The sequence below is a fragment of the Kitasatospora sp. GP30 genome (assembly GCF_029892145.1).
Taxonomy (GTDB): domain Bacteria; phylum Actinomycetota; class Actinomycetes; order Streptomycetales; family Streptomycetaceae; genus Kitasatospora; species Kitasatospora acidiphila.
This window is the reverse complement of the sequence record NZ_JARZAH010000086.1, coordinates 1-6073: the sequence shown is the minus strand read 5'-3', so window position 1 is coordinate 6073 and position 6073 is coordinate 1. Positions and strand designations below refer to the sequence as shown.

Annotated in this window: 3 protein-coding genes and 1 pseudogene; 2 read left to right on the top strand and 2 right to left on the bottom strand. The window is 74.3% G+C overall.

The genetic code is table 11. From position 1 onward, the window contains the following. Both P3T35_RS40105 and P3T35_RS40100 read right to left on the bottom strand, forming a co-directional pair. A partial coding sequence (locus tag P3T35_RS40105) for a sigma-70 family RNA polymerase sigma factor (protein ID WP_280709833.1) occupies positions 1–1429 on the bottom strand: 1429 nt, incomplete at its 3' end. Positions 1430–1795: 366 nt separating this feature from the next. After that, positions 1796–2593, bottom strand: a complete 798-nt coding sequence (locus tag P3T35_RS40100; RefSeq protein ID WP_280709831.1) for a TetR/AcrR family transcriptional regulator — start codon at positions 2591–2593, stop codon at positions 1796–1798. Positions 2594–2907: 314 nt separating this feature from the next. Between P3T35_RS40100 and P3T35_RS40095 the strand changes: the two genes are divergently transcribed. Together P3T35_RS40095 and P3T35_RS40090 are read left to right on the top strand one after the other, a co-directional pair. After that, a complete protein-coding gene (locus P3T35_RS40095; protein WP_280709829.1) occupies positions 2908–4203 on the top strand; it encodes an FAD-dependent oxidoreductase in 1296 nt (431 codons plus the stop codon). A gap of 189 nt (positions 4204–4392) precedes the next feature. Further along, positions 4393–5631: pseudogene (locus P3T35_RS40090) on the top strand (PP2C family protein-serine/threonine phosphatase); the annotation flags it as partial. Positions 5632–6073: the final 442 nt, after the last annotated feature.

Genomic DNA, 6073 nt, shown 5'->3' with positions numbered 1-6073 from the left:
CACCGCCGGCGCCTGACCCACCACCGGCCGCGCCCGCCGCACCCGCACCGCCGGCGCCTGACCCACCACCGGCCGCGCCCGCCGCACCCGCACCGGCCGCGCCAGCAGCACCACCAGCCGCCCCCGCAGCACCACCGACCGCCCCGGCCCCAGCCGTCGTACCGCCCGTCGCGCTCGCCGCCGCAGCGGCCCCACCGGCAGCCGCGCCGCCCGCCACCGCGCCGGCCCCGAGCGCCGCGGCGACCGCCGAGAACGCGCCCGCGCCGATCCACACCAGCACACCGCCGGGCAGCACCAGCCGCAGCGCGTGGTTGATGTCCACCAGCTCCAGCAGCGCGGCGGTGCACTTCTCGCAGTCGCGCAGGTGGTTGCCGACCTCGGTCGAGGCCCGCTTGCGCAACGCCCCCCGGGCGTACTGGCCGAGCCGGTTGGCGTACTCCTCGCAGCCCTGCTCCTGACTGCCGGAGACGTGCGCCTGCAGGAAGGCGGCGGCCAGCCGGGAGCGGGCCCGGTGCGCCTGCACCGCCGTGGCGTTGGCCGTCTTGCCGAGCAGCACGGCGACCGTCTTCGGTGACTCCTGCTCGACCTCGGTGTGCCAGAGCAGCAGCCGGTCGTCCTCGGGCAGTTCGACGAAGGCCCGCATCACCATGCGGCGGTCGGCCATCGCCATGGCCCAGGCGTCGGCGCCCGGGTCGGCCAGGTCGAAGTCGATGGCGGCACCGGTGGCGGACTGCTCGAACGCACCGAAGTCGTCGATCAGTTGCTCACGCTGCCCGGTACGGCCCCAGGCGGCGGCCACATTGCGCACCGCGGTGAGCAGATAGGCGCGGACGGCGAACTCCGGGCCCTTGCCGGCCTTCAGCGCCTGCAGGGTGCGGGCGAAGACCTCGCCGGCCAAGTCCTCGGCGGTGAAGCTGTCGCGGCAGCAGCTGCGCGCATAGCGGCGCACCGCCTCGACGTGCCGGCGGTAGAGCTCCTCGTAGGCGGAGTCGTCGCCGGCCCGCACCAGGGCGGTCAACTCGGCGTCGGAGGGCGGCCGGTCGCCGTCCACCGGATCGGCCGGCGGGGGCACCTTGGCGAGCGGGCCCGTGAGTTCGGGCTGCGCGGCGGCCAAGTCGGCCGGGCTGCCGGGCAGGTGCGCCACGAACGCCTCCGGCATCACCCCGCCCTGCCCGGCCACCGCCTGGCCGGGCACCCGGGGCTGGGCCTGAGCCTCGCTCGTCGGTGAGCCCGTCGGTGAGCTCGTCGATGAGCCCGTCGGTGAGTCGGCCGGCGACGGGCCGTCGGGTGCCGGTCCGTCGGGCCCCTGGCCGTCGGGGGACTGGGCGAGCGACTCCCGGACCGGGGCGCCGCCCTGGCCCGGCACCTGGCCGGCCGGGGCCTGGGCGCCGGGTTCGGCGCTGCGCTCGTTCTGCTCCTCGGCACTCATCAGCTCGCCTCGCCCGATCCGCCCGCGCCGTCTCCGTCCCGTGGCGTGCCGCCCCGCCAGGCGCCCGCCGGGGGCGCACTCGGCCGCCGGACGTGCCACCGGACGTGCGCCGCCGCACTGCCGACAACGGCGCGCACCGGGACAATGGCTCCAACCACGGGCAAAGGATGGCATAGGGGCGCTGACGCCGGTAGCCGTCAACGACCCGACCCCCCTTTGGAGGGAGCGCCCGGGCAGCGGTCCGCCCGCCCCGACGCGAGCCGTTCCGCACCGGGGCGGCGCCGAGCACGCCGCGGCGCGCGCACGTCAACACGCGCGCCGCACAGCATGGCACCGACGGCGGAGCCCGACGAGCAGGCGCGCCGATCAGGCCGCCCGCAAGCCGTCCAGCAGGATCCGCAGCAGCCGTTCGCCCGGGTCCGCACCCGCACCCGGCGGCTCCACGGCCCGTCCGATCGCCGGCGGCACCGCGGCCGTCAGCACCAGCACGATCTCCGACACCGTGACCCCGGGCCGGAGTTCACCCGCCGCCGCGGCCCTGGCCACCAGTGCGGCCAGCAGCTGCAGCAGCAGCCGCGGGTCCGCGTGCGGCGCGCCGGTGCTCGAAGCGGGCTGTTCCTCGGTGCTCGGGTGGCCGTACCCGTAGGCGTCCGGAGAGAGCCGCTGCTCGGGCACCCGAGCCAGCTCCTCGGCGTAGCTGAACGCCTCCGGCGGCAGCAGCCGGCCCGCGCCGGTGCCGACCGCGGTGGCCAGGTACCCGGCCAGTGCCTCCCATGGACCGGCCGGCCCGTAAAGAGCCTCCCGGGCCCGGGCGGTGAGCCAGGCCACCTCCTCGGCGGCGATCCGCTGAACCAGCACCTCCTTGCTCGGGAACCGCCGGTAGACCGTGCCGACCCCGACACCGGCCCGCCGGGCGACCTCCTCCATCGGTGCGTCGTACCCGAGTTCGCCGAAGACCTCGCGGGCCGCCCGCAGCACGCTCTCCAGGTTCCGCCGTGCGTCCACCCGCAGCCGGGTGGCCCGCCGATCCTCGGCGCGGGGCGGTACCTCGGTCGACGCCGGGACGGACGCCGGCCCCGGCTCCGGTGTGCGCTGCTCCGGCACGGTGTGCGATCCGGCCTGCGGCATCGCCGACTCGCCCAGCAACTGATCCTGATCCATCATCCCCAACCCTCCCCCGGAGGAGCCTGCTTCGGGCTCCTAGCGCGTAGTCGTCGCAGCCGCCCGTGACCTGCCCACGGGTCCGGCCCCAGCACCCGGCCCCCGCGCCGGACCCGCACGGCCCGCACCACATCCGAGTAGGGATCATCCGCGGACTACCCTTCCCCGTTTCAGCGTGGGACAGTCGGGCTGGTCGGCCAACGGTAAATCAGGCCGTAATGGATTCACCACCCGGGGTGACGGTTGACAGTGCGCCGACTGGGGCAATCCGGTCCGGAGTGTGGACAAGAGCCCCTTGGTCGGGGCGTCATGGTTGCGTGAACCAGGTCACATCGACAGGGGGTGGCACCATCCGGATCCTGATCGTGGGCGGCGGCTGTGCCGGGCTCACCAGCGCCCAGCGGCTCCAGCGGGAACTCCAGCAGGACCTGCGGTCCGGCCGGGCGGAGATCACCCTGGTCGAGGCCGCACCCTACCTGACGTACCGTCCGCTGCTCGCCGAGGTGGCCGCCGGCGCCATCGACCCCCGGCACGTGGTGGTGCCGCTGCGTCCGGCGCTGCCCGACTGCCGGGTGCTGACCGCCCGGATCGCCCGGATCGACCACGGCCGCCGACTCGCCTGGCTGGCACCGCAGGACGGCATCGAGGTCGAACTCCCGTACGACGAACTGGTTCTGACGGTCGGCGCGAGCTGCCGCGCCCAGCCGATCCCCGGGCTCGCCGACCACGGCCTCGGCTTCGAGACGGTCGGCGAGGCGCTCGCCCTGCGCACCCGGGTGCTCGACCAGCTGGACCTGGCCTCCACCACCCGGGACGTCGAACTCCGGCACGCCGCCCTGACCTTCGTCTTCGTCGGAGCCGGCTACGGCGGCGTCAGCGCCCTCGCCGAACTGGCCGACCTGGTCGGGCGGGTGCTCCGCGACTATCCCAACATCCAGCCGGAGGACCTGCGTTGGGTGCTGGTCGAGGCCGATGACCGGATCCTCGCGGAGGCCGACCCCGAACTCGCCGAGTACGCCCTCCAGCAACTGCGTGACCGGAACGTCGACGTCCGGCTCGGCACCACCCTGGAATCCGCCGACGACGGCCTGCTGGTGCTCTCCGACGGCAGCAAGTTCGCCGCCCGCACCCTGGTCTGGACGGCGGGAGCCCGCCCCGCCCCGCTGCTCGCCGCCACCGACCTGCCGCTGGCCGACGACGGCCGGGTGCGCTGCCTGGACACCCTGCAGGTGGTCGGACCCGACGGCGGGCCACTGCCCGGCGCCTGGGCGGCCGGGGACTGCGCGGCCGTGCCCGCCCCGCCGGACGCCTACTGCCGGCGCGGCGCCCAACACGCCCTGGCACAGGCCGAGCTGCTGGCCGGCAACCTGCTGGCCGCCCGGGCCGGCGCGGCATCGCAGCCCTACCGCCCCGAGCCCGGCGAGGCCTCCGCCTCACTCGGGCTGCGCAACGCCGTCGCGCACGCCGGAGGGCGCCGCCTCACCGGCCGCCGCGCGTGGCTGGTGCACCGCGCCCGCACGCTGCGCCGGGTGCCGAGCGCCGAGCGGCGGGTGCGGATCCTCGCCGACTGGCTGCTGGGCGGGCTGTTCGCATCCGGCCCGCACGTACCTTGAACGACGGCCAGTCGACGTGCCGTACAACACGACCAACACACCTACGACTTCCGGAACCCGGCCTTCACCTGACAGGATCTGCGTGAAGCCCCGTCACGGCCAGTATGGACATCAGTACGAACCGTGACGGACCGAGTGGCCCCCGGCGGAATCCGGAGCGGCGGGAGCCCCGAGGAAAGCGACGATCGGTTGAACCTCATGCGCTGGAGTGCGCGGCTCACCGGAGCGCCGTGGCGTGTCGCACCGCCCAAGGACGACCAGGTCGCCCTCCCCGGGCCCCGCGACCCGCTCGGCCCCTCCGGCCTGCCCGGACCCGATCAGCTGCTCGACCTGCACGAGCTCTACGACCTGCGCGACGTGCTCGGCCGGCTGCCCGCCCCCGTGGTGATCACCTACGGCAGCCGGCACCGCCTCGGCTACGCCAACGACGCCTACCGCGAACTCTTCGGCACCCGTGCCAACGGCGCGTCCGCCGACGAAGCCCTGCCCGAGCTCGCCGAGCTCGGCCTGCTCCCGCTGCTCGACCAGGTACTGCGCAGCGGGCGCGGCCGCAGCGTCAAGGCGCGCAGCACCGCCGACCGCCGCCACTGCTTCAACGTGTCCTGCGTGCCGCTGCACTCCACCGAACGGGTCTGCACCAAGGACGGCCACGCCCGGCCCGCCGTCGGTGTGCTGATCTACGCCGCCGAGGTCACCGACCAGGTCGCCGTCGCCACCCGGCTGCGGGAGGCCGAGCGCAAGCAGCGCGAGGCGGCCGTCACCCTGCAGCACAGCCTGCTGCCGCAGGAACTGGAGCAGCCCGCCGACCTGCGGGTCGCCGCCACCTACCGGCCCGGCGGCGCCGAGGCCGCGGTCGGCGGCGACTGGTACGACGTGATCGGCCTGCCCGCCGGGCGCACCGCCCTGGTGATCGGCGACGTGATGGGCCGCGGGCTGCGCGCCGCCGCCGTGATGGGACAGCTGCGCACCGCCGTGCGCGCCTACGCCCGCCTCGACCTGCCGCCGCACCAGGTGATGACCCTGCTCGACGGCATCGCCATGGAGATCGACGCCAACCAGATCGCCACCTGCGTCTACGCCGTCTACGACCCCCCGGCCCACACCCTCACCTACGCCTCCGCCGGCCACCTGCCGCTGATGCTCCGCGCCCCCGACGGCGCCGTGCTCCAGGGCGAGCAGCAGAACGGCCCGCCGCTCGGCACCGGCGACGGCAGCCACAGCTCGCACACCCTGCGCCTGCTCCCCGGCACCACCGGAGTCCTCTACACCGACGGCCTGGTCGAGCGCCGGGACCAGGACATCGACCAGGGCCTGGGCCTGCTCTCCCGGACGTTGGCCGGCGCCGTCGGGTCACCCGAGGTGGTCTGCGCCCGACTGCTGCGAGCCATGGGGGTGACGGCCGAACACGACGACGACGTGGCCGTGCTCGCCTTCCAGCTGCCGACCGACGGCACCGACGAGGCCGGGCAGCCCTGCCTGACATCGGCGGTTGACTCGGAGCTCGAAGAGGTCTAGTGTTCTTCGAGCTGCCTGTCAGGGAGCACCGGACGCGAGCTCTGAGCGGACGGTCCCGAGAGCAGCCACTCCTTTGAAAAACCATCCTCAGTGAGATCGTCGGCTTCGGCGCGCATGCCTTTTCGTGCGTTTCCGGGGCGGGTTTGTTTTGCTGTGCCGGTAATTCTTGAGAGTGGGCCGGATTCGCCTTTCGGGGCGGAGCTGAGCTAAAGTTCAACACGTCGGACGGGCCGTCAGGTCCGATACGGCGAAGGCCTCCTGAGGCCGAAGCGGTGCGGAAGACCTGGTAAGGTTGGAAACACCGAGAGCGAGTCGGAAAAAGCCGGAAGGCGGATCTGATAAGCTCGGAGAGAAG

What these genes read in the sequence shown, in the direction of transcription:
- P3T35_RS40100 (WP_280709831.1), bottom strand. Translation starts at nt 2,593, where the DNA reads ATGATGGATCAGGATCAGTTGCTGGGCGAGTCGGCGATGCCGCAGGCC.